Genomic DNA, 23,383 nt, shown 5'->3' on the forward strand with positions numbered 1-23,383 from the left:
GTTAACACAACCCTTTCTGAAATCCCAAAGTGAACTAACTTAATAAAGTCTGACCTAAAGGAGAACTATCATGAGTGCAGCAGCAGCAACAGCAGCAGCAAACGCAGCGATGGAAGCAAACATGGCGCGCCAAACAATGCTTAACGCTCAAACCCAAATTGGCGAACAAAACCGTCAGGGTGAAGACCGCCGCATGCGCATCGAGGATGAAGGTCGTCGTAACAAAGCCAACCGCGAAGAAAAAGCGGAAGATCAAAAGACCAAGGACCGCTTCGAGCTGAACAAAAACTCTCAGCAAGAACTTGGTGGTGCGGCAGCAGCCTAAGCGCAGGCATTAGAACTTTTAAGAGCGCTATTTAGCGCTCTTAATCCTTTATAAATGTGTGGGGATGTGATGTTGGAAGGTGTAGGTTCGGTTTCTGAAGCAAATGAGCAACGGGAACAGATTTTACAGAACATTCGCGTCGACGCGACACGGCAGCAAGCACAAATGTCGCTTGAAAAAGCTGAGCGTCATCGTCGGTTAGACCTGTTAATGTCACGGCAACAGCTTGAAACAACAGCATTTCAGACGCAGCGTGCACTCGCAAACGAGCACTCAAATCGCGTTCTGTCTTCTATGTTTAGCAAATTTAGCCTGATTCAAAAAATTATCCAGGGTATGGGCTGAAAAGCGAAAGGAAGCATATGCCAGCTGTTCGACGCGCCACCAAAGAAGATATGCCAGTCATACGAGATCTTTTAAGAGGATTTCGAGAAAATCATACTCCGGATTTTCCCCATGATTTTGAATATTTTTCATCCCTTGTAGAGGCCGTAATCGACCAGCCTGCAGCATTAATTTTGCTCTTGGATGAGGATCAAGGGATTTTAGTCGGGATGATGCTGCCAACACAGTTTAGCCTACAGCCCGTTGCCCAGGAATTGATCTGGTACACGAGAAAAGAGTCTGATCGGCGAGGGATCAGATTATTGAAAGAATATTTAAATTGGGCCCGCGAAAAGAAATCTACGCATGCATTATGTGCCCTCAAGCATGAGCACCCTTTGATGGAACGTATGGGGTTCAATCAGGTGCAGGTCGGATATTACAAGCGCCTAGAGTACGATGAATAGTTTAGCTGCTGCGTGTTAGCGTGGGACCAACGAAGATGCAGTACATGATCAGGGGAATAAAATGGTAGGTTCAATAAAGTCTAACGCTCAGACGCTACAGATCACAGACCGTCCCGCTGCAGATTCCCCTCAGAATAAACTTGTCTTACGCAATAAAAACCGGGCTTTACAAGCTGCAGCTCAACCTCAGGAGCAACAGCCTAAAACTTCGCCATTTTCTCAGGCGGTGGTAAAAGCTCCGAACTTTACCGTTAAAATTGACAATCGTTCGGCAGGGCCACAAGCGGCCATCAATCAACCGGCAACTGTGGTTGAACTTCCAGATGACGATTCGTCTTCTGGAGCTCTTGTTCCTGCAGGCAAAAAACAGACTTCTGCTGAGTCATCCCCTTTTGCACAAGCTTTGGTACCAAAACCTAAAATTTCCGGGGATTTACTACCTTCATCGGGGAAACAAGTTGCTACGGTGGAGACCAAACCCAATCAGCTGGTTCAGGCAGATGCTCGTCCACATCCCATGAATGAGCCTGCGATTGTCGTCGAGCTTCCTGATGATGAGCCTGTTTCGGGTAAGCCTGCGCAGATCGAAGCTCCTGTAAGTCAGTCGCCGTTTGCACAAGCCGTGGCACCAGAACCGAAACTTTCGACCGATAGTCAACTTATCGCTACGCGTCCAAATCATGTGGCCGCCCTAGCTCAACCATCGACGAGTACACCTATAGCATCCGCTACAATACAAAATTCGACCAGCGAACCTACAGTTACAGTTGAAATTCCAGATGATAGTTCAATTCATACAGAAGTAATGCCACTTGGACGCATCGAACCACAATCATCACAATCCCCATTCGCACAAGCCCAAGCGATGATTGTTGCACCAAAAATTTCTGCCGCGTCTAGTGAGACCACAATTGAACAGCTTGACGACGGTCCCAAACCTACTCCGGAAGGACGCTTAATTGAAGCAGCGCCCAGCCAGAATAGTCAAGCGAATCAATCCAGTGCAACGACAGCAGACCATGATACAGGTGCTGCGTCGGGTAAAGTTGCAGGAGATACATCACAAACCCAGGAGGGAGGTGATGATCCAACTGACCCGGCAGATCCAGACAAACCTTTGGATTTGAATGAGGTTCAAGCCGCTGTAAAACATGCGAGTGAACAAGGTTTGGCTCAACAAATGCTGATGAACAATGAAATGCAAATGCATCAGCAAAATCTGATGGCAGCTCAGCGTCGAGAAGAAGCGGAGTCGGAAGGCGTACGAAAGCGATTGAATGTTGAAGAACAAGCGGAAACCTCTCGTACAGCGGATACCTTTAAATTGCTTGATGAGACCGCGAGAACTCTTCGTGAAGCAGCCGGTGCTTAAGGAGGGGATTCTTTCCGCGAATATCAATGCTCAGCGTATTGAACTGCATACCTAGGGAAACTGAAGCAAATTGCGCACACATTGCATATTGATGAGAGAAGCGATAGCATTCCAACTATAATCATAATAATGCTTTTTCTTCATAACGGTGTAGCGAGCATGACGGAAAATCGAACAACGCTTTTTATTGTTAATTTGGACCTATCACGGTCCGAATTTGAACATGTTGCGACTGCGTTTGTGTCTCAAGAACGACAGGATTTTCCCTATCATCTGTTCCCAGAAATTAATCAAGGTGATTTGGATATCCCATCCTGTTCAGGTGGTGCTATAGAGGTGGTGTTTGCTTTCAAGCGCCGACCATATGCACGTCCAGATCTCACTGTAGAATTGCTCAAAGCTATATCTAAATTTCATATGCATCTGGAGAAGGTTCAAGCAAAGTCTCTGATTTCCAACGTTACCATGATTGATTATGGAGACCTCTACGCGCCGCCTTTGTCAGACCTGTCAGAGATTGGGCAACTTTTTGAAGTCTCGTCATCCGAGTTAAATCATGAAGTTGCACGGAAAATTTTTGCAGCAGATGTGTCATCTTCCGGAGAGGAGGATGATGAGTTTAGTGTAAACATAACCTTTGAAGACACTGAAACAGAAGAGTTCCGCGGCCATATTGCCCGCTACATATTGCAAAGCCTGTCAGGACTGACCGGAAACAGCCAAAGCATCCCTCTACCAAACGTGCAGTCTGGTGGCCAAAACCCAGATACTTCAAGCTCTGTCAAATCACTGTTGCAGAATCTACAAGTCAATTTGGACGACTAAAGCTTACCTGCTGATTAGATCGCAATTACGCTGCAACGTGACGTCTGCGCATAGGCGATGACTTCAGTTTCTTCCCCGATTAACTGCATAAGTTGAGCTTTTTCCATATCCGGCAATTCACTCTGCTCAATATACTTTGCTGTCTGCTCAAAAGCTTGCATCAGATCGATGTTAGATGAAATCCGCTCCACGACTTTTTCAATCTCATTGAAATCAAAGTCGAACACATGGTTGATCAGCAGCATTTGTTCTGGAAAACGCTCAGCTGTATCCTCAATGTGTCTGTGAGTGTCACTTGTGCTCATCGCTGTCACGCTCCTGTCCTCAAAGCTTGAGTATAGTTAGTGTCATATTCAGGTCAAAAAAGAGATATGTCGCGCAAAATTGATTGATCAAGACGACTACCTGCACCCCAAGGCAAAGCTAAAGTGACATCCAGACCAATTGTGGGTTGGATATCAATGGAGTCGAATCTTGTTTCGTTGGTCGCTGCAATCTTTTGCGCCAAAGGTGCGGGCAATACGACACCGCGTTCGGATGAAGTCAAGACCGAAATCAGAGCAGCCTGTCCCTGTAAAATTTTCACATCTGTGCTTGAAAATGGAGCCGGGCTCTTTCGAAGTGCTGCTTTTACACGCTGCAGACCTGTGGGATCTATATCGTGATATAGTACAACATCCGCATTTAGACCTTCTAAATGTCCAGGCTCAGTCGACAACGCCTTAGCGTCGTACGCAGCTAACTGTAGATTTGTCTGCAACAACGTAATTTGTTCGACTCTACTGTCTTCGATGGCTCCGTCGACAATTGCATAATTCGTTTTTCTTTCTTTCAGAAGTTCTATGATCCCAGCGCGATCTAAAACTCTTACGTTTATATGATCGCCGTTGTGCATAGCAAAAAACGCCGCTAACCAATCAGGCGATATAGCATCTGCGTACGCAGACTGGATCAATAATTCTTTGGCCTTTGTCTTGCCAAGAGGGATATTATAGGCCTTCTCGATTTCACTATTGTAAGAGATCATGATTTGGCTAAAGGTTTCAGCGACTTCGACACCGATCGGCGTCAACTGAGACTTGCGCGTGTTACCTTGGCGCATGAACAGTTCAGTGTTCAACTCTTCTTCAATCTGGTTGATAATGATTGAAGCCGCTGGCTGGCTGATATTTTCCCTGAGCGCCGCGCGAGTGAAGCTTTTCTCTTCTACCGCAGCCAAGAAAACCCTTATTTTCTTGATGCTGATATTCGTCATGATCCAGACAGCCTATAGTTAGAAACGGCTTCAAATAATGCCAACGCTTCCGTTTTTTTGAAGTTAATAGAAGCAATATCTAGCGCAAGCTCTTTCCGTCCTATTATATAGTAGGAAATAGCAAGATTTTGCCTCACGGTGACATCGTTAATTTGGGAGCTTGCAAGTTCAGCCAGGATACTTGCTCCTGATTCTGCGCTTCCGGACAGGGTGAGAGACAAGCCAAGATTATTGGCTGCGTCGACATGGCCAGGATCAATTTTCAAGGCATTTCGATAGGCAACCTGCGCCAGATAGTGATCTCCATTGAGATCATGTGCCACGCCAATTCCGTTTTGCGCGCGCAGATTTTCGGGATCTTCAACCAAAATGTTGGCAAAAATACGCATCGCTTTTCCGGCATTGTTACGGGAAAGCTCAAGCGCACCTAACCCGAGTTGTGCTTCTGTTATCTCCCCAAGACCAGATGCGTTGTCAAAGGCACGTTCCGCTTTTAAAAAAGCATTTTGGCGAAAATAAGCGCGCCCAAGTGCCAGCTGAACTTTTGCAGACCGGCTATTCGCCTCATCCACCTGATCAAACAGATTGTATGCTCTGTCAAAATCACCTGCTTGAAGAAAATTTTCAGCCAACTGAATTTGAGATTGATAACCGACAGGCTGAGAACCCAGAAAGTCGCAGCCATGAAGCAACGTAGAGGCCGCGGCCATAAAAGCGACCATCAAAGCGCGGCTTGAGCGCTGCGTACTAGCGAAGCCAAAAGTTTGTTTTATCATGCCTGATGTTGTGCTCGATTTTTTTGCCATTTTTATACAACAATCTTCGCACGCATGCATTTGTATGAGCAATATTTAAATTATTCGGAAGACAAATGGATCCATAGTGTTGCAATCAACGTCTGTTGATCTGCAAGAATATTTCCCACCTTTGTCATAAGAATCAAAATACCTAAGTAAAATACCCGAATTTGGAGGTAAAATACGGGTGAAACATCGTTGCGTTTTTTTTTGACTCGACCGTAGTTTCAGCGAGAAGGTGCCGACTGCGAGGCGCAGGTAGGTCGTAATTTTTTTAATATCAAATACTTAAGTGTAGGCTGCATTAGTTTCACATTCACCTTCATGTCAGACGAGCCACCTGCGCAAAAGTAGTAAAAAAAAATTATATGAGTAGAAGAAGTTCTTATGATCTACATGAGTATACCTGTGGTATAAATTTATTTCATAACGGGGAGGGGCTGTAACATGGCAGATAGAATCAATACCGCCGGTTCTACACCGTTTTCGGGAATTGGCCGTGTTAATGACGAACAACCTGTCAAACCGCGCGTCAAGAACAACCATCAAGCTGCGCCGAAAAATCAGCCACCTCCACAAACGCCTGGTGGACCTTCCCCATTTACGCAAGCCATAAACTCGGGCCCCAAACCCGATGATATGTATACTCAGCAGCTTGCAGACGCTCAAAACAATACCGATGAGGTTACAGAAGCGGCGACTCTGTTAACACAAAAACGTCAGCCGAATGATCAACCCAATCAGGGTGCAATTGAGACCGAGAAGGTCAACGCCAAGCGGCCGACCCAAGCAGAGGATAGTAACGAACCCGAAAAGCAGGCAAATGTTGCTGGTGCAATCGACGAAAACAAAGTGGAGGCGGTCTCCTCTAAGGTCGATCTGCAAAAAGTTACAAAGAAACACGATGATCTTATGATTAAAAGTGGTCAGATGAGCATCGAAGAAGTCTCTACTATGGTTGCCAAGGACCCAGCTGATCGTGTTATTGATATCTTGTCGGGCAATTTCTGGAACAGGTCTGGTGACGCTCACACGAAGCTGATGGCAGACCAGATATCAGGCATTCCCGAAAATTAAACCTAATCGGTCTGAGCAGATATCAATGATAAAAACAAACCATACCGCGCCAGTTACCAGGTATATTTTTCGCTTCCTATGCCTTTGTTGTATCGTGCTTAGCTTTGCATTGGTAACTGTGAAGCCAGGATATACTCAGTCGACTCTCGTTATTGAAGTTGGCGAGGGCATATTGCTCCCCTCTGCCAATGATATTGGAACGGTTTTTGTGGCTGATCCTGCCATCGCTGATGCCACAATCTCTCCGGGGAATGAGGTGTTTCTTTTTGGGAAAACACCCGGGCGGACCACGTTAATCGCGACAGGTCTTGGTGGCGGAGAACGCACTACGTATGTGATACGAATTATTCACAGCCTGTCAGAAATGCGCCGAACACTGGGGCAGAGATTTCCTGGTGAGGATATTTCAATCTCTTCTTCCACAGGCAGTTTATATGTCTCAGGTGCTGTCTCGAGCGATCAGGTACGTCAACGTGCGATTGAAACCATTCAAGCCGCCCAACCAGACACTCTTGTTATTGATGAACTCAGCGTTACCGGCTCAAACAAAGTGCGTATCGGCGTGCGTGTTCTTGAGGTAAGCCGCTCAAAAATTGAAGATTTCGGCGTGGACTGGGATGCAACATTCGCGACAAACGGTTTGTTCCTAGAGACGAGCAATCGCGGTCAACTGAATCTAACCGATCAGGGCAGCGGATCGAGCCAGATCAACGCAACCGTTGACCTCTTGGTGGATGAAAACATCGCGACCTTGGTTCAAGAGACTGTTTTGACCACCGTCACGAGAGAACCCGCGCGTTTCGCGGTGGGGTCGCAGATTCCTATTCCACAATTCATCAATGAAGTTCAGAACGATGACACTCCAACTTTCGGAGTAGACTTTAGATTCATTGGAACAGAGCTGACCTTTACACCAGACTTTGTCGCGGGTAACAAGCTACGCCTTTCTATTGATAGTACTCTTTCAACCATTCAGGAAAACACCTCAGAGATTTCTGGAGATAGTTTTCCAAATTTAAACACGCGCGAATTTAGCACAAAGGTTGATCTGCTGGACAAACAGTCATTTGTTATCGCTGGTCTGTCACGTAATTCCTCATCTGCAGATCTAAGATCAGCGAAGGAGAGTCGTGTGTCCCGGGTTGTAAACAGCCTATTCGGAACCGACAATACACAGTCACAACAAGAAGAGATTGTAGTTATTGTGACTGCTCATCTCACTGATGATCCCAAGCTGAATATTCGCGAGCGCATCGATACGCATGTGGATAACCTCAAATATATCCTTTCAAACCCGACAACACAGCCCGGTAAAGGCGCCTGGCTGTCGGGAATTCCCACCGGAGTGGCTGGATTTAAGTACTGATGAATAAACTGAAAAATCTGCTTTTAACCATTTTCGCTTCCTTTTGTGTCGTTGAAAGCTGGGCATGGGCGCAAACAAATTTGGAGTCGCCAATTGATGAGACGCCCTACCCATTTACAACTCAGAGATCTTCTCTGGATACAATTTTAGACTTCTACACACGTAACCTACGCATAGGCCTAGCTGTTGAAGAGGGAATCTCAGGAGACCTTGAGGGGGGCTTGACGACCCCTTTATCGCGCATCGAATTTCTCGATTTCTTAGCTAATGAATTTGATTTTGTTTGGTACTTTGACGGCGCTCAGCTCAATATTTCGCCACAGACTGATGTTGAAACACGCATTTATTCCTTATCAGATTTTAGCGGCTCGGAAACGATACGAATGCTTAAGGCGCTTGGGATATTTCAAGATAAGTTTTCTCATCGCTATGACGAGCGCAGCCGTACCTTCTTGGCACTTGGACCAACGAAATATCTGGACACCGTTGGGAATGCGATCGAGGCGGCAGAAAATTCAGAGCGGGCAAAGACGGGCGTAATACGCGGACCCTCAGCGGGTCCAAATCAAGCAGCTCCAATCAACTTGGACCGGGATGGTCTGGAAAATAACTAAGTGAGGGGGCTTGTGTGTCCGCTATTGTCGGTTTTCTGAATAGACTCGCGACCCAGCGGGATCTGTTGCTGATCATCGTTTTTGCAACGATTTTGATCATGATCATTCTTCCATTGCCGCCGATCCTGATGGACGTGATGATCACTTTAAATGTGAGCATGTCTATTATGATCATGCTCATGTCACTACAGCTTCATAATCCAGTACAATTCTCGACATTCCCATCACTTTTGCTGGTTACCACTCTTTTCCGACTCGCAATCTCGATCTCGACAACACGCTTGATTCTTATTGAAGGCGATGCCGGGCAAGTCGTCGAAACGTTCGGCAATGTCGTAGTCGGCGGAAATCTCGTCGTGGGCTTGGTGATCTTTATGATCATCACCGTTGTGCAATTCATGGTCATCACTAAAGGCGCAGACCGTGTCGCTGAAGTTGGCGCTCGCTTCACTCTTGACGGTATGCCAGGCAAGCAAATGAGTGTTGATGCAGATGTCCGCGCTGGCAATCTGGATCAAGTCGACGCGAAAGTGGCACGCGAACTGGTCGAGCGTGAGGCAAAACTATTTGGCGCTATGGACGGCGCTATGAAATTCGTCAAAGGCGACGCCATGGCGAGTTTAATCATTACAGCCATCAACCTTATCGGCGGCGTTTCAATTGGGATGTTCCAATTGGGATATTCCTTCAGTGAAGCTCTTGGGCTGTATTCTATCCTGACCATCGGCGATGGTTTGGTCGCTCAGATTCCTGCTTTGCTAATCTCCGTTTCAGCAGGCACCTTGGTCACTCGCGTCACAAACCCAAAAGGTGTGGATCTTGGCACAGAGATTGCGGAACAGGTCACCGAGAACAGCCGCACGGTTATTATTGCTGGCTTTGTTATCGCCGCCTTCGGGCTAATCCCAGGTTTCCCAACATTCATATTCATGGCTGTAGGCATTGGAATGGCTGGGGGTGTGTATTGGAACCAAAGGAAAAAACAGCGAGAATTCGACCTGAACGCCCATAGTTGGTCGAGTGCGCTAACTCAGAACAAACAGCTTTGTGATGACATCAAAAGTCGAAGTGGAACGAATCCTACTCTCAGAATACGCCTACCTGTTTGTGTCTTTGAGGATGAGGCCACTCGTTTTACCGAGATGCTCTATAATGTCCGCGACTCACTTGAGCGCGATTTTGGTATCCCAATGGGGGTTTGGGCATTTGAAGTCGACAACTTTTCTGAAACCGCCGCCAAAATCATCATAAACAATGATGAAGTCTCCACAATCGAATTGGATACAAGCGTCGTCTTTGTGCGGGCAAATGTGTCTTATATTGATGCGCTGGGTATACCCTATAAAAAGCATTTCGGTTTTGAGGAGGGTGTTCTTATATCCGCCGAAGAAGCTGGTCGAATTCGCGAAGAGCGCATAAAGCATTGGGATTACCTCGAAATCTTTTTCATGGAGGTAAAACGGTCCGTTTCGGTGAATCTTGATATGCTTGTTGGGTTTGAGGCCACAACGAAGATCTTGAATGATTTTAGCAAAGCGAACCCCGCGCTTGTCGCTGATCTCAAAGATAATCTGTCTGTGAATCAAATCAGCGCAGTCATAAAGATATTTGTTCAGGAACGTATTCCTATCACGAGCCAGGACCGTATTTTCGAAGCGATCCTTCAATGGGGGCCCAAAAAACCGGATCCACAGCAAGTTCTGCAGCATGTGCGCGTGTCCATTGGTGATTTCATTACGAACCGGTTTGCCCCCAATGGCTTCCTTCCTGCTGTCGTTATCGCTCCGACTCTGGAGAGTTTCATACGTGAGGGCTTTCGAAACTCTGGAGACGAAACCTATTTGATCGTCGATAGTGAGATATCAAAATCAATCTCCAAGCAAGTGAAGTCTCTCTACGGGGATTCTTTCAAGCGTGGTACAGATCCCGTTATCCTGACTCAACAAGACATTCGTCGGCCGTTGAGGAACGTCTTACATGAACATGGGCACTATGTACCAGTCTTGGCCTATCAGGAAGTGTCACCACAAACCGTAGTTTACCCGACAGCATTTATTATGCCGGAAAGCCATCAAGATTGAAATTTTTTAAGTCTCAATCTTAAGGCAACAGATCATTGCACAAAAATTAAGCACGCCTAAGTGATGTAAACGTAAATCATCTCAACACTCAAATTTCCAAATGGTCAGAATCTTGCATTGAATTATTCGAAGTTAATGTAGTTGACCTAAGGGAAAGTAATTTCCATTGACGTTAGGGAAACAAATTTCTCTCATCAGAAATTGATTCTCTACGTGTAGATCTATTATAAACTTAGTAAGAGTTTTTGACGGAAAATTAATCACGTAGGAAGCAATAGCCAATCACTGAGCAGAAACTCATGAGCAAATTGGTGCTTATGACGTATATCTAGTTGTGCTATATTCTATACAATGCTTGATGAAAGACTTAATTGTATACTATGCACGCATCAATCATGCGCGGGCGTCGTAAAAAAGTGATTAAAATGTCGTTGACATAAAAGTTAACTAATCCTAGCGTGAATTAGAAACCTTCTAATCATAAAATGTTGAAAAAGTGAAATTGCGGGATACCCATGAACGAAGAACTATATCACGGAAAAGATGTTGGACTGGTCGAAATTCTCAATGAGGAGAAGCTTGGCGGCGTGAATGGGTTAGAAGCTTATTTGAAAATGAGAAAGTCTCAATTGCAGCGGATCCACAATGGACCTAACTTGCCCTCCGAAGACGATGAGCGACTTATGCTTGCGATACAATCCATTCAGGAAGTTCTAAATGTATTTGAAAACATTGTAGAAAATACAAATAAAGCCTCAAATGTGATGGCCTAAACTAATGTTACTCGCGACTGTGAAGCGCCACGATAGAGATGATCAAATCATCTCTATCGATCAAGATCTGACGACCTTTGGTAGTGGTTTTGATGTAGATGTTACTCTGATGGACGATGGCGTAGCACCCTACCACTTTCTGTTGGAACGCCGTGATCAGGACGTCATTCTACAAATGGCGACCGGATGCACAGGAGGGTTTTCTTTATCGAAAAAGATAAGTCCATTAGTTGGGGATGATCGTGCTAAGTGGAATTTTAGAGGCTCCTTAATTATCGGCCCTGTCGAAATTTTTTTAACGAGCGATAAATATATCTCGATTTCTGATAAATTGACCATTGAAGGAGAAAAGTCAAAATATTCCTTTATGAAGACACTAAAGCATGCACGAATTGCAGGCGTTTGTTTAAGCGCAGCAATATTGGGATACCTCGCATTTACATTTATGCATGCAATGCCAGTACAGGAAGCTCATGCGAGTTCTCTCTCGGCTGCTGTTAGCACCGAAAAAACACTTTCTGATGATCCATATTCATGGGCGGAAATAGATTCCAAACAATTCGAACACGCCTTCAAAACAAGTGGCTTTAAACCAGAAAATATAATAAGTGATAATGGCATTTTGCGCGCAGAATTTAATGTACGCAATATGGAAGAAAAGGCAATCTTAGAACGGTTAACTCGAAGCACAGAAGCGCGAACCCAACTTAAGGTAACTCTTGACCAAGAAATCATGAGCGCTGCCAGCATTGTTGTTGATGCCATGAAAGCCGACGCGTCGATCGATAAAATTGATCGCGGGGTCATCCAAGTCTCAGGTCTTGCCGACGATCAAAGCATGCAAGAGCGTTTGAAAATGGCCTTGATGGCCGATGTTTCCGGCGTACGAGATGTTCAGTTCACAGGTGCCGCAAAAGAACAGCAGCTCGCAATGCTGGAAAACGTGATCGGGGTTTGGACTGGTCAACATCCTTACGTTGCGCTTTCTGATGGGAAGAAAATACGCGCCGGGCAAGAACTAGCCCCCGGTGTGGAACTCGTAACTATAAAACATAGTAACCTACTTGAAGTCCGTAGACACGGTAAGACTGAGGAATTGAAACTACAATGAGTGATCGTAAGTACATATCCCTGGATGATATCTTTGTATTAAGCCAGCTTGGCGCGCACGCGGTTGTCTATGGATTAGGGGACAAGGTTCAAAAGACTTTAGAGTTTATTCAAACAGAATGCGCAGACAATGCAGGAGGCTTCCTCATGCAGTCTATTCACCTTTTTTCCAGCGGAAAGGTGAAAGAAGCAATCGCTTTCCTTGAAGCATCCCCAGCGTTGAGCGCTGAGAAGAATCGCGACGAAGCTCTCGCATTTCACCTACTGCTTCTTCAGGCCGATGGTCAAACCGCGCGTATCCGCCAACTGGGAAACCACTATTTGGCAACGAACGCGATTACATCGGAAAGTGCACATTATGCTGTCCGCACGATCTTGCAAGACATTGAAGGTTAAAGGCAATCGATATGGAAATTGAATCTGTATCCGGGAATCCTACAGCCAAAAAAGAAAGTGTTTCCGACGTTTTTGAGCGCATCGGTGAGAGCATTGAAAGCCATGAAAACCGAATTCGTAAGAGTTTTGAAGTTGGCTTAGCAGACGATAGCCCGTTGATGAGCGTGCCCGATCATGTCAAGGCGCAGTTTGAACGATGGGACAACACATTCAACCTCCCCGAAGACAAAGCATTGGTGGAAAAAGTAAAACGTCAGGTCTTGGAACTCACGAACTCCAATAGAGATTATGTTCGAGAGAAAGTCATCGATAACGCCCAAAAAGCGAAACTTGAAATGGCGATGAAGGCCGTGAGCAAAACCACTCAAGGCATTCAACAGTTGTTGTCTGCTCAATAAAAATAAGGTGCTCTCGCACGTGTCACTCCTTTTTCGTTCTATGGTAAGATCTCTTTTCCTGATGTGTCTGCTCCTTACAGTCGCGGGTTGTAAGGTCGAATTATATACAAATCTCGATGAAGTTGCGGCCAACGAGGTAACAGCTGCTTTACTGATGGCAGGTATTCCTGCAACCAAGAAAACCGGCAAGGATGGCATCGCGATTATGGTCAAAGAACGCATGTTTGGTGAAGCCGTCGAGCTTTTGAACAGCAAAGGTTTGCCAAATAAGAAGTACAATACCGTCGGTGAACTTTTTAATGACGATGGCCTTGTCGCGAGCCCAATGCAAGAATGGGCGCGTTTCAACTATGCGCGATCACAAGAACTATCCGCCTCGCTGAGCTCTATTCCCGGAGTGGTGAAGGCTGATGTCCATATTGGAGAGAACCGCTCTGACAGCCCATTTGATGAACCAATTCCACCAAGCGTATCTGTCTTACTTCAAGTCCAAGAAGGCATAATGACACGTGAGTTTGTTCCACAAATCAAGCAGTTAGTTGCTCTCTCTCATCCCGAAGTTGAATATGACAGAGTTGGGGTAATTGTCTCAACCATGGCAGATGTTGCAAGTTCTAATCCACCGGTGGTGAACGTTGGCGGCATCTTAGTTCACCCCGACAGCGAAGTCTGGATCAAAGCATTACTTGGCTCAATCGTTGCCCTTTTCCTTACTGTTTGCGGAATGGGAGCATTTATTCTCATATTGAAAACACGTGGTAAAAGGGTAGCATGACGTGATACCTGATCCATACAATGAAACCCCTTTGGAATATGTTTTGACCGAACATATAGCCCAGATGGTAGGTATAGTATCCCACGATATGTTAGAGGTGTTTCTGGAAGTTCCAGAAATCCAAAACGATATCGCTCAAATTATCAAACAGCAACTTCCTGAGCTCGAAGAACTGGACGAAATAACCAACAGTGTCGAAATCTTCCTTCTTGGATTAGACCAGACTGGTCTTGAACAGATGGCAAAAGTTGTCTGTATTTTGACTCAAGCACAAGCGATAAAAAGTTCTTTGAGAGGAGACTATCTAAGACGAGTGTCTGACTATTGTGGCTCCAGAGATGTCGTAAAGTACTGCTTTGATAAGACGGTCCCCTCCATCTCGACTATGAACTCTTTTGAAGAATTGGAGAACGATGCTCTTGACCATTACACACTCTATTTGAAAGCATGCCTCTTAGGGTTACTTCCACATAGCTATGTATCACATTTCACTTCTCGGTTTCCTGCCTCGACCTTAAAGATCGATACGTTGGACAGTTGGGACGCCACAGACAAAGACAATTTTCGCGCATTGATTGAAATCGCTATCGCAATCTCTCCTAATCTAGCTAAAAATCATGCTTAAGATTGAGGTGGTTGAAGGTGTGATGTTGGATGACACACCGATAATGAAACGGGCCCAAATTGATCAGATTCGTGCATCAAATGATATCCTCAAGCAAACTGAGAATATCTGTAATGAGAAGATTACTCATCTGCAGGTGCAAATTCTGGAAGCTCAACGCAACGCATATGTAGACGCCTACATCGAAGCGTTGAATATGCTGTGGGATGCAAGCGAAGCGTATAACATATCTATCAATCAGTTAGAGCAACGCTTTCAGGTCATTCTACAGCGCGTTGTGCAAAACCTGCTGACTGCGGTCGATGCAGACGCGCTTATTAAAGCAAGCCTTGGACCTGTGATTGATGAACTTAAAAAAGAAGCAGAAATCACAGTGACCTGCGCCCCTGGAAAAGACGCTGATATCCGCGAAGCCTTTGGCGCTTTGTTGGCTCCACAGCATCAGGGCAACTTTTTGGTGGAAGTCGATCCGCAGTTACTGGAATCAGAGTGCAAAATATTCACTGCATCCGAAATCATTGATCTGAATATCACTTTGCAAACAGAAGCACTTGTTCAGGCTGCGCTCAGCCAGGAGGACATGGATTTTGACCAATGAGACACCTGAGCACGTCGCTACGGCCATGTTTCGAAAAAGTGGGCGCGTAAGCTTTGCTGCTGGACCACAGATACGTGCTCGCGGAAACTTTAGTATCGGAGAAATCTGTTCGATCTCACGTCCGGGTCATCAGAATTTGATGGCTGAAGTCGTCGGGTTTTCGGGCGAGGAAACCATTTTGGCACCATATGGTGTGCTTGATGGTGTTTCCCATAGGTCCGGCATTACCTCACATCAACCTGAATTCAGTATTGGCGTTGGCGAAGGCTTGATCGGCCGCGTTATTGATGCAGTCGGGAACCCAATTGATGGAAAACCCTTAACTGGAATCACTGAACAATATCCAGCCATGCGGGCCCCTCCAAATCCAATGACGCGGCCTGTCATTACCGAACCACTTCCTTTGGGCATTCGCGCAATAGACTCCTGCCTGACCTGTGGTGTCGGACAACGTATGGGTATCTTTGCATCGGCGGGCGGTGGTAAATCCACACTCATGTCCATGTTGGTCAAATTTGCGGCCTGTGATGTCTGTGTGATCGCACTGATTGGCGAACGTGGACGTGAAGTGCGTGAATTTGTTGAACACAGCCTAGGCGCAGAAGGGATGGCGAAATCTGCGCTCGTCATCGCTACGTCTGACAGGCCCGCAATTGAACAGGTGAAAGCAGCATATACCGCAACCACGATCGCCGAGTATTTTCGCGATCAAGGCAAGAATGTCCTTTTGTTGATGGATAGTTTGACACGTTTTGCCCGCGCTCAACGACAAATCGGCTTAAGTTCGGGCGAGCCGCCAACACGACGCGGCTTCCCACCCTCGGTTTTCGAGAAACTTCCAGGCCTTCTGGAACGCGGTGGTCGCACGGAAAGCGGATCCATTACGGCTTTGTACACCGTTTTGGTCGAAGGTGATGATATGAACGAGCCCGTCGCAGATGAAACACGCTCCCTCTTGGATGGGCATATCATTTTGTCACGTGACCTTGCAGCATCTGGGCACTATCCCGCAATTGATGTCGCGGCTAGCGCCAGTCGAATATTCAACGCGATTACCGACCGATCTCAACAAGATGCGATGCTCAAACTGCGTCGTGTATTGGCGAAATACAAAGAGAATGAACTGCTGATCCGCATGGGTGAATATGCACACGGCTCAGATCCAGAAGCTGATGAAGCGATCAGCCGCAAATCAGCCGTGGATGCATTCCTACGTCAACGTACAGATGAACACAGTACTTATACCAACACGCTAGCCGATTTGTTTCAGGCGGTGGGCCATGCATAATTTCTCACCCATCATTGCGGTACGTGATCGCAAACTGAATGCCTTGAAGGAAGAAGAACGGGAAATTCAAATTACCTGTGCTGTGGCGCGCAACAGGACGCAGGAAGCGTTTGCTGCGATGAACGCATATGCCGAAGAAATTCGGACATTGGAAATTGATTTGTTGAACGAGCTTTTGGAAACAGAACTGCGTGCTATCGATATCGCCGGCATAGAAGGTCAATTAAAGAAAGCCGAACAAAAAGCACAAGAACTTGCGGCGAGCTATCAAGCTGCTCAAAGGCTACTGGAAGCCACGGAAAAGGAAGCGAGCCAGACACGTGCAAAACGCGTTCAGGCTCAGGCGAAGTTAAACAAGGTGACAGAATTAAATCGCTTGATGGAGAATGAACGCAGATTAGAAATGAACCGCCTGCAAGATGCCGAACAAGATGAATTCATGGATTCATTCTCACCATCTTCCAACGGATTTTTCTGATGATTGATGTCTCCACCCTAAAGAGTATTGATCAGGCGAACAGCACTCTTTTCAACAACCTATTAAGGTTTTCAGGCGAAATCCCATTTTCCATATCCCCCGATACGTCCGCAGAACCCGCATACTTTATACCCCGCGCAGGCCTGGCATTGCCGGAAATGGCAATCACATTCAGATTAGACTGCGACATTGGATCATTTGAAATATCGTTGGACCAAACCTGTTTGGAAATATTATGTGATGCAATATTGCCGGGATGGCGCGAAGAACCGAACATAGCGGCAACTGGAAAATGGAGCTGCTTGGCATTGGCGCATCGTGTCGCACAGGAAGATTGGGCAGTAGCACAAAATGTAAGGTTTGAATTTTCACCTATTGCCCTTCAAGAGCACAAAGAAGATTCCCTCAGCTTTTATCTGCATCATAGTGGTGCAACCGGATCGGGGGAAATGTCTATATTGATGTGTCAAGTCGATGTATTCGAAAGGTATAGCATCCCCACAGAGCTACCCTCTCAAGAGCTTTGTTGGTCTTTACCTGTGAATGCTAAAATTGAATTAGCATCACTAAACTTCCAGTCCGACACACTAACGAGTCTAGAAGCTGGCGATATTGTCTTTCTGCCAAATGCCCATCCAGATACTATTGCATCTCAATTGCTTGCCTATGGCGAAAGCGTAGCAGGCGTCTTGAACCAAGATGGACAGTTTCACCCATTAACAGATGAGCCCATGATCGATGACTGAAGAGTATCTAGAAACATACGAAGGCGAACAGGAATATGAGGAAGCGGAAACACCCTCGCCAGCACCTGTACCCGAGGAAATGTTAAATCTACCGGTACAATTTACCTTTACCCTGGCCGCTGAAGAAGTTTCGATGATGGAATTCGCACGGGTCACCCAAGGATATTTCCTTGACAGTAATATAGATTTAAATGGAGAAGTAGAAATCAAGGTAAATGGGAAAAAATACGGTACAGGACGCCTTATTCAGATAGGTCATCGCATAGGTGTCCAGGTCGAACAATGGCCGTCCGGAGAATGACGTGCTTGACGATCTCCCCTCCTTTCTACCAACTATTCTGGCTGTTTCTGCGTTAGGTTTTTTACCTTTCTTCACTGTGATGGCCACCGCATTTACGAAAATTTCAATCGTTCTAATGCTTTTGAGAAACGCCATGGGCGTGCAACAAGCTCCCTCTGGTTTGGTTCTCAATTCAATTACACTAACACTAACAATATTTATCATTGTCCCAGTTCTAGAGGGAATTTTCTCTGAACTATCCAGTCGCGAGCTCGTATTGCGTGATTGGGAAACTACCGTTGCTACGTTTGAGGTGATCTCAAATGGATTTGTCGAATACATGAAGAAGTTTGCCGATGAGGACGAAGTTAGTTTTTTTATGGACGCTGCGCGGAAAATTTGGCCAGAAAACCTGCACGATTCTATTCACCGCGAAAACATCTTTATTCTACTTCCCGCGCATGTAACATCTGAGCTAACTCGCGCATTTCAGATCGCATTTATGATGTTCTTGCCATTCGTCGTGATTGATATGGTTGTATCAAACGTGCTTCTTGCAATGGGTGCGATGATGGTCCCCCCCATGCTAGTATCCTTGCCTTTGAAAATTCTTCTATTTGTCTCCGTAGATGGATGGGCGCGTCTGTTGCATGGCCTAATCCTAAGTTATGCATGAGGAAAAAATGCCACCAAGTGAAGTCCTATATCTTGGTAAAAGTGCGATCTTGCTCGTCTTTTATCTTTCAATGCCAATCATTGCCGCGGCCACTGCAGTCGGCCTTATAGTGGCGCTATTGCAGACAATGATCCAACTACAGGAGCAGACTCTTGGCTTTGCAGCGAAACTTGTGACGGTTATTGCGATGATCGCTCTAACAAGCTCATGGATGTCGGCAGAATTAATGCGTTTTTATGATCAAATTCTGTTCCGCATCGGGTTTCCGGGTTAAAAAACGTGCTTACTGCATTTCAAAACATCGACGACCTGACTTTGCTTTTAATGTCTGTTGTTTTGATTGTCGCAAGAATCCAAGCCTTTTTGTATTTATCTCCGTTCTTCGGAAAATCAGCGATGACGCGCACGGTTAGACTTGGTGTCATTCTGTCCCTAAGCTTTTTGCTCGCGCCTAAAGTTTATATTGAATTCCAAACTGATCCGGAGAAAGCTCAGGTATTTGTAGCATTAATATTTAAAGAAATCTTACTTGGGTTACTGCTAGGGGTATTGATGTGGCTGCCGGTCCGTAGCTTGGAATTGGCGGGTGTTCTCATCGACACCCAGCGTGGTAGCACACAAGCGATGGGGATGGACGTAATTTTTGGCGTACAAACGATGCCAACTGCACAGCTCTTGTTACAACTATTTAGCGGTTTTTTCTTTGCTGTAGGAGGCACAAAAATCATCGCCACTGTGCTATTTTCGAGTGCTGAAATCTGGCCTCTTGCTGAAACGCTTCCAGACCTACAAATAGGGGCCGCTCCCATATTTATAAATCTCGCGGGTGTATTAATCTTCTCCGCAGTTTCCTTTGTTTTACCAATTTCCTTTTTTATGGTTTTAACTGATATTGTGATCGCTTACATCGCACGCTCCGCACCAACTTTAAGCGCCCTTACATTTGGCATGCCGATTAAATCTGCAGTCGCCGCGATCTTGCTGATTTTTTATTTGGATGTTGCGTTCCCGCGCTTAGTTGAAATGTTCATGGATGCAACCAATCACTTAGAGGATGTTTTATCTTATGAGCGGTGAGAAGACAGAAGAACCAACTCAGAAAAAGCTCGACGACGCACGAGAAAAGGGCCAAGTTGCTCCTAGAAAAAATATCCTTGAAGCTTTGATATTAATCACCGGTTTCTTGGGCATATACGCTATGTGGAACGGAACCAGCCGGGCTTTATCTGACGTATTTGACGCGTCCCTTGATGGCATACACCTTAGTCTTGAAGAAAATAAAACTGCCATCCTAGAGGCTGCGCCCGGGCCCTTTACATATACGATGGCGCTTACTATTGTTTTAGCTATTCTCGTCACATTTGTTACTCTTCTTTTGAACAAATTTAACTTCGCACCAAAAGCACTCCAACCAAAATTTGAGAAATTCAATCCCGTCAATGGGCTTAAAGGGATGTTCTCAAAAAACACTCTCTATAACTTCGGCCGATCACTCAGTTATTTTATAGTATGCGGCCTTATCCTATATTTCATGATAAAGCGAAATATACCTAACATGGTGCAAGCAAGCTATTGCGGAGAGCGGTGCATCATAGAGTTCGCAATACCAATCATATTAACAACAGTAGCCGTTATATTATCAACGCAGGTTGTACTCGCATTTCTGGATTTCAAAGCGCAGACAGCCATGTTCATGAAACAAATGAAGATGACCAAGGACGAAGTCAAAAGGGAGCACAAGGGCCAAGAGGGTGATCCAATGATCAAGTCAACCCGCAAACAAATCGCGCGTGAAGATGCCGAAATGCCATCAATGAACGAAGTGACCCATGTGGTTTTTTCAAATTCGCACCTTGTGGCAGTCATTTATTATGAAGGTGCTGCGCCATATGTTGTTATGAAGGTGAAAGGGAAGGGCATCCTTAAACTGGTCCAAAAATTTAAATCACATGGCGCGGAATGTGTGAACTTGCCGTCGGTAGCACATGATTTTTATCGAGTGGCCAAAATCGGAAAATACATAACTGACACGACTGTCGCAAAGGGTATGGCCCGTATTCTATTTGCGCTTGAGAAAAAGCGTCGGAGATAAACAACATGACCGCCTCGCGATTTGATGCGACTTCGGTTGCTCACTTGAGCGACTTTTTCGAACGCCAAAGGACTCTTCCAACCTCGGCCTACATCATGGATTTCAGAACCGTTGCCCCAGCAGCTCAACCTTGATGGTTTTGAAGCACGTTTCCATCGCGTTGTTACTGTAGCAATCCCTTGCTCCACTCGTCGATACCCGGAAGCAATGCTCGCGCAGAAGCTTCTGATAGTTACGAGAACAACACTGACTACCGTGATCTGTATAAACGCCGCTTGTCAGCTTCCATGAAGTCTTTTCAGCATTTGTAGGAAACGCCCTCACGACCGCAAAGCTCAGAGCAATACTGTCTTAACCACCCAACAAACCATCCAAGACGCGCCCCATCTTCTCTCCCGAAGAATGCGGCTTGCGGGTCGCCCGCTTTGTGTCTTTGATGATTTTCTCGCCAGAATTCTTGGTTATCTTTCTCATCGTCCACTCCTCAGTGGTTGCGATGAACCAAGAACTCTCTCTTATCAAATGGCCCCTATTGGAACCTAATAGGGACTGATCTCAGACAATCGTCCCATGCTCTTGGCCCAGATTGGCAACCGGTACGCCCCCTTCTGCCTGCTTCAGGATTCCCATAATCTGCGCGTCGCTGTATTTCGATTTCTTCATCAGAATTTCCTCTTCCATCTTCGAGAAAATTCTACCTTCAGACACCCCTAAATTTTCGGGGAAACACACACACCCACGAGAAACACTGTTGCTAAGATTTTGCCTGGCACCAGAATTGATACATTGCGGAAAAAGTATTGGGGTTCTCTGCCTCGAATGCCTTCCAAGATTCCAAGTTATTATTTCTATTTATAAAATCACTCTTCACTGTGTCTTTTTGAATTTCGAAACCGCAAAATTCCAGCTTCAATCGAGTAAGAATGGATTGGATCTCATCTATAGAGAAATTATGTTCGTGAACATTGAAGATAAGATCACGAAGTTCGCTTGTGGAATATGCATCTAAGAAAGAAAATAGTTCTTTTGCATGCAGCGTTTCGCTCCGTGCAAGATCGTCGCGATACTTTACGATCTCCGTGTTACTATAGTTCTTGCGCTGGCCCTCAATCTTATCCCAGGCTTGATGAATCGCCGACCGTGCAGTGCGGCTGTATAACCCAATCCGCATAAGTCCATTTTCAACCAAAAGCTCCCGCAAGACAGACCATCCAAGCGCTGGATTTTCCATATGATGCAGAACACCAACACATTCAATTACATCAAATCTCTCTTCAAAATTGGTGAGATCCAAAATATCTGCATGTCTGTAAGTAATCGTATCAATGCCAAATTCTTCTGTTTTACGCATAGCGTAGCCAAGACTGCGTCGGCTTATATCTATTGCTGTGATCTGACTGTTTGCATATTTTTTCGCAGCGCTGATCGATTGCTGACCGGTGCCGCACCCTGCGATAAGAACCTTCAACGCAGATCCATCCCGCACATTCAGATAAGGTACTTGTATAGCCAGATTGGAAAAGACTTGTGGCAAAGTTAATGCGTTGGGTTGTAGATAGGTACTGATCCAACGAGGGTAGGGGTTCTCTTCATACTGCGCTGAAACTTTTTGGGAAACTTCATTCTCCAACTCGCCAGTAAAGGGTATATCTTGCAATAAGCGCTGCTCGTGCTCAAAATGCAGGACATGCCGTTTCACCACCTCACAGTCGGCATGCTGCACAGCAATCTCAGATCCCCAACCAAGGGAGTGCAATGAACGGTAACTTGCGCAGATATGAAGTTGCCAAGTTGAACAACTTCCCACTTCATCGATCGTTGCTACAAGTTCAGTCAGCCGGGCTGTCTCTTCGGGCGTTTCAAAGTAAACATATTCATTTACATCACATTGCAGCGCGATAGCTTCAACCGTGCGAAACATCACTTCAGACAGAGCATTTGGAATATCAGAGAATAACAACTGCATGCGCAACTGCCGCAACAACGCTTCAATCTCCAGATCCGGAATAGGGCAGATCTTCATGAAATTTAGCAGCAGCTCTTCTGTTCCGAGATCCTGCAAAACCTCTTCTAAATTCAGACCAAATCCTGATTTTATAGCTCGAATATAGCGTTGCAGAACTTGAGACTGTTTCGCGATCTTTGCTACTGCAAAACTGACATCAGCAGGACGAAACAAAGAAGATTGCTGCATAAGGCGGGCCAAAGAACCGCTGGCTTCACCCAAACCATCCGTCTCTTCAACCGCGCAAAGCGCAACTGCCATATTCGCAAATAGGATGTCCTCACTCTGCTTATACTGTAGCGCCTGATGAAACTTTAAAACCGCATCAGCCGGACGCCCTACATCAATAAGCAGGAGACCAAGATTGTTCAAAGCATCAACATAATCGGGCTGAATATGTACAGCAGTTTCATATGATACAATCGCGGCATTCAGGTCATTTGTCGCCGCATGAGAATAGCCGAGAATAAGATGCACAAAGGCTCGTTCATGATCGACCTCATGTGATTGAGCAATACGCTTGACCTCATCGAAATGACCTGCGTTGCACAACTCAATAAGGTCTTGATCCGTATAAGTGTCGGCTTGGGTTGATTTGGTCATGACCACTCATCTTATTTTTGACCGTCAAGTCGCCCCC

The 23,383-nt window shown here is 45.7% G+C and carries 29 protein-coding genes and 2 pseudogenes; 24 read left to right on the top strand and 7 right to left on the bottom strand.

Going from position 1 to position 23,383, the window contains the following annotated elements; all coding sequences use genetic code 11:
* Window positions 1-70: 70 nt before the first annotated feature.
* The 5 genes from BLP79_RS08405 to BLP79_RS08425 all read left to right on the top strand — a co-directional run bounded on the left by BLP79_RS08405 (window position 71) and on the right by BLP79_RS08425 (window position 3,313).
* Window positions 71-325, top strand: a complete 255-nt coding sequence (locus tag BLP79_RS08405) for a hypothetical protein (protein ID WP_090218063.1) — start codon at window positions 71-73, stop codon at window positions 323-325.
* Between the two features lie 66 nt (window positions 326-391).
* Complete coding sequence (locus tag BLP79_RS08410) at window positions 392-670, top strand: hypothetical protein (protein WP_139163185.1); 279 nt, start codon at window positions 392-394, stop codon at window positions 668-670.
* Window positions 671-687: 17 nt separating this feature from the next.
* Window positions 688-1,116, top strand: a complete 429-nt coding sequence (locus BLP79_RS08415; RefSeq protein WP_090218067.1) for a GNAT family N-acetyltransferase — start codon at window positions 688-690, stop codon at window positions 1,114-1,116.
* Between the two features lie 61 nt (window positions 1,117-1,177).
* The gene (locus BLP79_RS08420) at window positions 1,178-2,488 is read left to right on the top strand and encodes a hypothetical protein (protein ID WP_090218069.1); all 1,311 of its coding nucleotides are present in this window, start codon (window positions 1,178-1,180) and stop codon (window positions 2,486-2,488) included.
* A gap of 129 nt (window positions 2,489-2,617) precedes the next feature.
* Complete coding sequence (locus BLP79_RS08425; RefSeq protein WP_090218070.1) at window positions 2,618-3,313, top strand: hypothetical protein; 696 nt, start codon at window positions 2,618-2,620, stop codon at window positions 3,311-3,313.
* Window positions 3,314-3,327: 14 nt separating this feature from the next.
* Here the strand turns inward: BLP79_RS08425 and BLP79_RS08430 are convergent, their stop codons facing one another.
* The 3 genes from BLP79_RS08430 to BLP79_RS08440 are packed head-to-tail and all read right to left on the bottom strand — an operon-like array spanning window position 3,328 to window position 5,374.
* Complete coding sequence (locus tag BLP79_RS08430) at window positions 3,328-3,618, bottom strand: hypothetical protein (protein WP_090218072.1); 291 nt, start codon at window positions 3,616-3,618, stop codon at window positions 3,328-3,330.
* A 53-nt stretch (window positions 3,619-3,671) separates the two neighbouring features.
* A complete protein-coding gene (locus tag BLP79_RS08435; protein ID WP_090218074.1) occupies window positions 3,672-4,568 on the bottom strand; it encodes a LysR family transcriptional regulator in 897 nt (298 codons plus the stop codon).
* The gene (locus BLP79_RS08440; RefSeq protein ID WP_157843974.1) at window positions 4,565-5,374 is read right to left on the bottom strand and encodes a tetratricopeptide repeat protein; all 810 of its coding nucleotides are present in this window, start codon (window positions 5,372-5,374) and stop codon (window positions 4,565-4,567) included. Before BLP79_RS08440 ends, BLP79_RS08435 begins: the two co-directional genes overlap by 4 nt.
* 438 nt (window positions 5,375-5,812) lie before the next feature.
* Between BLP79_RS08440 and BLP79_RS08445 the strand changes: the two genes are divergently transcribed.
* The 19 genes from BLP79_RS08445 (at window position 5,813) to BLP79_RS08535 (ending at window position 20,738) form a co-directional block, all read left to right on the top strand.
* Window positions 5,813-6,442, top strand: a complete 630-nt coding sequence (locus BLP79_RS08445; RefSeq protein ID WP_090218078.1) for a hypothetical protein — start codon at window positions 5,813-5,815, stop codon at window positions 6,440-6,442.
* 25 nt (window positions 6,443-6,467) lie between these two features.
* Window positions 6,468-7,808: a type II and III secretion system protein family protein gene (locus BLP79_RS08450; RefSeq protein WP_090218080.1), complete on the top strand. Its 1,341-nt coding sequence runs from the start codon at window positions 6,468-6,470 to the stop codon at window positions 7,806-7,808.
* Entirely contained in the window at window positions 7,808-8,422 is a 615-nt protein-coding gene (locus BLP79_RS08455; RefSeq protein WP_090218082.1) for a hypothetical protein, read from the top strand. Before BLP79_RS08450 ends, BLP79_RS08455 begins: the two co-directional genes overlap by 1 nt.
* 14 nt (window positions 8,423-8,436) lie before the next feature.
* Window positions 8,437-10,503, top strand: coding sequence for a flagellar biosynthesis protein FlhA (locus BLP79_RS08460; RefSeq protein ID WP_090218084.1), 2,067 nt, complete (start codon window positions 8,437-8,439; stop codon window positions 10,501-10,503).
* 515 nt (window positions 10,504-11,018) lie between these two features.
* On the top strand, window positions 11,019-11,276 hold the full coding sequence (locus BLP79_RS08465) for a hypothetical protein (RefSeq protein ID WP_090218086.1): 258 nt from the start codon (window positions 11,019-11,021) through the stop codon (window positions 11,274-11,276).
* Between the two features lie 4 nt (window positions 11,277-11,280).
* Window positions 11,281-12,387, top strand: coding sequence for a hypothetical protein (locus BLP79_RS08470; protein WP_090218088.1), 1,107 nt, complete (start codon window positions 11,281-11,283; stop codon window positions 12,385-12,387).
* Window positions 12,384-12,782 carry a hypothetical protein gene (locus BLP79_RS08475; protein ID WP_090218090.1) on the top strand — a complete coding sequence of 133 codons (399 nt, stop codon included), beginning with the start codon at window positions 12,384-12,386 and terminating at the stop codon, window positions 12,780-12,782. The genes BLP79_RS08470 and BLP79_RS08475 overlap by 4 nt, the downstream gene beginning before the upstream one ends.
* A gap of 11 nt (window positions 12,783-12,793) precedes the next feature.
* Window positions 12,794-13,180, top strand: coding sequence for a hypothetical protein (locus tag BLP79_RS08480; protein WP_090218092.1), 387 nt, complete (start codon window positions 12,794-12,796; stop codon window positions 13,178-13,180).
* Between the two features lie 19 nt (window positions 13,181-13,199).
* Complete coding sequence (gene sctJ, locus BLP79_RS08485) at window positions 13,200-13,955, top strand: type III secretion system inner membrane ring lipoprotein SctJ (protein ID WP_139163187.1); 756 nt, start codon at window positions 13,200-13,202, stop codon at window positions 13,953-13,955.
* Window position 13,956: 1 nt separating this feature from the next.
* On the top strand, window positions 13,957-14,580 hold the full coding sequence (locus tag BLP79_RS08490) for a hypothetical protein (RefSeq protein WP_090218095.1): 624 nt from the start codon (window positions 13,957-13,959) through the stop codon (window positions 14,578-14,580).
* Window positions 14,573-15,178: an HrpE/YscL family type III secretion apparatus protein gene (locus BLP79_RS08495; RefSeq protein ID WP_090218097.1), complete on the top strand. Its 606-nt coding sequence runs from the start codon at window positions 14,573-14,575 to the stop codon at window positions 15,176-15,178. Before BLP79_RS08490 ends, BLP79_RS08495 begins: the two co-directional genes overlap by 8 nt.
* Window positions 15,168-16,466 carry a FliI/YscN family ATPase gene (locus tag BLP79_RS08500; protein ID WP_269799313.1) on the top strand — a complete coding sequence of 433 codons (1,299 nt, stop codon included), beginning with the start codon at window positions 15,168-15,170 and terminating at the stop codon, window positions 16,464-16,466. The genes BLP79_RS08495 and BLP79_RS08500 overlap by 11 nt, the downstream gene beginning before the upstream one ends.
* On the top strand, window positions 16,459-16,944 hold the full coding sequence (locus BLP79_RS08505) for a hypothetical protein (RefSeq protein ID WP_090218099.1): 486 nt from the start codon (window positions 16,459-16,461) through the stop codon (window positions 16,942-16,944). The genes BLP79_RS08500 and BLP79_RS08505 overlap by 8 nt, the downstream gene beginning before the upstream one ends.
* Complete coding sequence (locus BLP79_RS08510; RefSeq protein ID WP_090218101.1) at window positions 16,944-17,690, top strand: hypothetical protein; 747 nt, start codon at window positions 16,944-16,946, stop codon at window positions 17,688-17,690. The genes BLP79_RS08505 and BLP79_RS08510 overlap by 1 nt, the downstream gene beginning before the upstream one ends.
* Entirely contained in the window at window positions 17,683-17,991 is a 309-nt protein-coding gene (locus BLP79_RS08515; RefSeq protein WP_090218102.1) for a FliM/FliN family flagellar motor switch protein, read from the top strand. Before BLP79_RS08510 ends, BLP79_RS08515 begins: the two co-directional genes overlap by 8 nt.
* A 1-nt stretch (window position 17,992) precedes the next feature.
* Window positions 17,993-18,646, top strand: a complete 654-nt coding sequence (gene sctR / locus BLP79_RS08520) for a type III secretion system export apparatus subunit SctR (RefSeq protein ID WP_090218104.1) — start codon at window positions 17,993-17,995, stop codon at window positions 18,644-18,646.
* Between the two features lie 7 nt (window positions 18,647-18,653).
* Window positions 18,654-18,920, top strand: a complete 267-nt coding sequence (sctS, locus tag BLP79_RS08525) for a type III secretion system export apparatus subunit SctS (protein ID WP_157843975.1) — start codon at window positions 18,654-18,656, stop codon at window positions 18,918-18,920.
* Between the two features lie 5 nt (window positions 18,921-18,925).
* Window positions 18,926-19,723 (top strand): EscT/YscT/HrcT family type III secretion system export apparatus protein, encoded by a 798-nt coding sequence (locus BLP79_RS08530; protein ID WP_090218107.1) that lies wholly within the window; start codon window positions 18,926-18,928, stop codon window positions 19,721-19,723.
* The gene (locus BLP79_RS08535) at window positions 19,713-20,738 is read left to right on the top strand and encodes an EscU/YscU/HrcU family type III secretion system export apparatus switch protein (RefSeq protein ID WP_157843976.1); all 1,026 of its coding nucleotides are present in this window, start codon (window positions 19,713-19,715) and stop codon (window positions 20,736-20,738) included. The genes BLP79_RS08530 and BLP79_RS08535 overlap by 11 nt, the downstream gene beginning before the upstream one ends.
* Before the next feature lie 116 nt (window positions 20,739-20,854).
* On the opposite strand, the pseudogene BLP79_RS08540 reads toward BLP79_RS08535, so the two are convergent.
* The 4 genes and pseudogenes from BLP79_RS08540 to BLP79_RS08545 form a co-directional block, all read right to left on the bottom strand.
* Window positions 20,855-21,005: pseudogene (locus tag BLP79_RS08540) on the bottom strand (IS3 family transposase); the annotation flags it as partial.
* Window positions 21,006-21,089: 84 nt separating this feature from the next.
* Window positions 21,090-21,212: a hypothetical protein gene (locus tag BLP79_RS20150; protein ID WP_269799314.1), complete on the bottom strand. Its 123-nt coding sequence runs from the start codon at window positions 21,210-21,212 to the stop codon at window positions 21,090-21,092.
* A 93-nt stretch (window positions 21,213-21,305) separates the two neighbouring features.
* A pseudogene (locus BLP79_RS20210) lies at window positions 21,306-21,401 on the bottom strand (transposase); the annotation flags it as partial.
* Window positions 21,402-21,492: 91 nt separating this feature from the next.
* On the bottom strand, window positions 21,493-23,346 hold the full coding sequence (locus tag BLP79_RS08545) for a class I SAM-dependent methyltransferase (RefSeq protein ID WP_090218113.1): 1,854 nt from the start codon (window positions 23,344-23,346) through the stop codon (window positions 21,493-21,495).
* Between the last annotated feature and the right edge of the window lie 37 nt (window positions 23,347-23,383).

Source organism: Epibacterium ulvae (genome assembly GCF_900102795.1).
GTDB classification, from domain to species: Bacteria; Pseudomonadota; Alphaproteobacteria; order Rhodobacterales; family Rhodobacteraceae; genus Epibacterium; species Epibacterium ulvae.

What these genes read in the sequence shown, in the direction of transcription:
- BLP79_RS08445 (WP_090218078.1), top strand. Translation starts at nt 5,813, where the DNA reads ATGGCAGATAGAATCAATACCGCCGGTTCTACACCGTTTTCGGGAATT.
- BLP79_RS08405 (WP_090218063.1), top strand. Translation starts at nt 71, where the DNA reads ATGAGTGCAGCAGCAGCAACAGCAGCAGCAAACGCAGCGATGGAAGCA.
- BLP79_RS20150 (WP_269799314.1), bottom strand. Translation starts at nt 21,212, where the DNA reads ATGAGAAAGATAACCAAGAATTCTGGCGAGAAAATCATCAAAGACACA.
- BLP79_RS08420 (WP_090218069.1), top strand. Translation starts at nt 1,178, where the DNA reads ATGGTAGGTTCAATAAAGTCTAACGCTCAGACGCTACAGATCACAGAC.
- BLP79_RS08430 (WP_090218072.1), bottom strand. Translation starts at nt 3,618, where the DNA reads ATGAGCACAAGTGACACTCACAGACACATTGAGGATACAGCTGAGCGT.
- BLP79_RS08425 (WP_090218070.1), top strand. Translation starts at nt 2,618, where the DNA reads ATGCTTTTTCTTCATAACGGTGTAGCGAGCATGACGGAAAATCGAACA.
- BLP79_RS08480 (WP_090218092.1), top strand. Translation starts at nt 12,794, where the DNA reads ATGGAAATTGAATCTGTATCCGGGAATCCTACAGCCAAAAAAGAAAGT.
- BLP79_RS08470 (WP_090218088.1), top strand. Translation starts at nt 11,281, where the DNA reads ATGTTACTCGCGACTGTGAAGCGCCACGATAGAGATGATCAAATCATC.
- BLP79_RS08495 (WP_090218097.1), top strand. Translation starts at nt 14,573, where the DNA reads ATGCTTAAGATTGAGGTGGTTGAAGGTGTGATGTTGGATGACACACCG.
- BLP79_RS08465 (WP_090218086.1), top strand. Translation starts at nt 11,019, where the DNA reads ATGAACGAAGAACTATATCACGGAAAAGATGTTGGACTGGTCGAAATT.
- BLP79_RS08535 (WP_157843976.1), top strand. Translation starts at nt 19,713, where the DNA reads ATGAGCGGTGAGAAGACAGAAGAACCAACTCAGAAAAAGCTCGACGAC.
- BLP79_RS08545 (WP_090218113.1), bottom strand. Translation starts at nt 23,346, where the DNA reads ATGACCAAATCAACCCAAGCCGACACTTATACGGATCAAGACCTTATT.
- BLP79_RS08510 (WP_090218101.1), top strand. Translation starts at nt 16,944, where the DNA reads ATGATTGATGTCTCCACCCTAAAGAGTATTGATCAGGCGAACAGCACT.
- BLP79_RS08450 (WP_090218080.1), top strand. Translation starts at nt 6,468, where the DNA reads ATGATAAAAACAAACCATACCGCGCCAGTTACCAGGTATATTTTTCGC.
- BLP79_RS08475 (WP_090218090.1), top strand. Translation starts at nt 12,384, where the DNA reads ATGAGTGATCGTAAGTACATATCCCTGGATGATATCTTTGTATTAAGC.
- BLP79_RS08515 (WP_090218102.1), top strand. Translation starts at nt 17,683, where the DNA reads ATGACTGAAGAGTATCTAGAAACATACGAAGGCGAACAGGAATATGAG.
- sctS (WP_157843975.1), top strand. Translation starts at nt 18,654, where the DNA reads ATGCCACCAAGTGAAGTCCTATATCTTGGTAAAAGTGCGATCTTGCTC.
- BLP79_RS08415 (WP_090218067.1), top strand. Translation starts at nt 688, where the DNA reads ATGCCAGCTGTTCGACGCGCCACCAAAGAAGATATGCCAGTCATACGA.
- BLP79_RS08435 (WP_090218074.1), bottom strand. Translation starts at nt 4,568, where the DNA reads ATGACGAATATCAGCATCAAGAAAATAAGGGTTTTCTTGGCTGCGGTA.
- BLP79_RS08455 (WP_090218082.1), top strand. Translation starts at nt 7,808, where the DNA reads ATGAATAAACTGAAAAATCTGCTTTTAACCATTTTCGCTTCCTTTTGT.
- BLP79_RS08440 (WP_157843974.1), bottom strand. Translation starts at nt 5,374, where the DNA reads ATGGCAAAAAAATCGAGCACAACATCAGGCATGATAAAACAAACTTTT.
- BLP79_RS08505 (WP_090218099.1), top strand. Translation starts at nt 16,459, where the DNA reads ATGCATAATTTCTCACCCATCATTGCGGTACGTGATCGCAAACTGAAT.